We start from the raw sequence: 1,191 nt of genomic DNA on the forward strand, positions 1-1,191 counted from the left end.
CAACCTTCGATGGCGACTACGGTGTAGTTGCTGAGCTCAAAGCAACCTTCCGGTTTTGAACTCATCGGCGCCCGCACAGAAGGGCGCCGAATTACAAGTACTTTCCGGCAATTGCACACTCGCTGTCTAGTTACACTTGGATACAAATTTCTAAGAAAAAGAAAAACAACAGACACAAAGCGGTACCAGTCTCAACAGTCGAACGCGCTCCGAGTTTGGAATGCATCTGACGCTTGAGGGTCTGAAGATGCACTGGTCTTCGGAGCTCAACCGAGGGTGAAGAAGGAAATTTCTTGCATGTGTCTGTATTCCGACTGCCATGCCGATAGAGCGATGGTCAACAAACGTAAAGATCTGTTTTCGAACTTGGCCGACACCGTCTTAAGTGCATTTAGGATGCGATTGGCAGGTAGCATCTGTATCCCTACAGGAGTGATCCGCATTACGGACAAATCCCTACCCAGCGCATCCTTCGCTTCGAGCTACAATCCCACCTCAGTGGACAAACCAACACTTAGCTTCAGAAATGAGCCGGGCAGAAGTGAATTTGAACATAAGTCCGTCAGTTCCAACCCTCACAATCTTGCTTCATCTCGGATCAGAGAAGTGATCACATCTGAGAGCTCGCTGCGTGAGCTAGCCGTCGGGGCCATTGCGAGCGTTTCTTCTGCTGAGACGAATGCTGAAACTCGGAAATCCCAACCAGTTAGCGGCGACCCTTATGCGCTGGATATCTCTGATCTTTCAGCCAGTTCGCAACCTGACCACAAGCTGGCCGATGAGCTAACGCGTCGAAACCGTCGGCAACCAATTCCCGAGCCACAGGAACAGGTTTGAGTCGAGGTTATAGAACCGCGACCCCAGAACCGTTCTGCCGCCCCGGGTGAATCAACTCCAACTCACACAGTCAAACCGAAACCAAAAAAATCTACAGGTATACTAATGATCATTGAGACGAAAAGCAGCGAAACGCAGCACAAGAAAGATGCTGCACCGAATAGAATCCAAAGCCAGACAACTCATGCATTAAAAACCCCGATACGAAGCGTTGTTTCCGTAGGAACCATCGGGCTTGGTGCAGCGTTTTTTGTACCCAATGCATCTTTCGGTCAAACGGTCGTGCCGCCTGCGGGTGGTCCGTGTACGATTGACGGCTTGACGGTGACCTGTACCGGCGATGTCTCGGCGGGG

Annotated in this window: 2 protein-coding genes; both read left to right on the top strand. The window is 51.0% G+C overall.

Annotated features, from left to right (window positions below; translation table 11 throughout):
- The first annotated feature begins 297 nt into the window (after positions 1-297).
- A complete protein-coding gene (locus ACR0EL_RS21690; protein ID WP_480502248.1) occupies positions 298-837 on the top strand; it encodes a hypothetical protein in 540 nt (179 codons plus the stop codon).
- 105 nt (positions 838-942) lie between these two features.
- Positions 943-1,191 (top strand): hypothetical protein (locus tag ACR0EL_RS21695; RefSeq protein ID WP_480502249.1); only part of this gene is annotated, 249 nt, incomplete at its 3' end.

The sequence above is a fragment of the Ruegeria sp. AH12 genome, assembly GCF_056541465.1.

Bases quoted from the DNA above. Each gene is read 5' to 3' on its own strand.
- ACR0EL_RS21690 (WP_480502248.1), top strand. From the start codon at position 298: ATGTGTCTGTATTCCGACTGCCATGCCGATAGAGCGATGGTCAACAAA.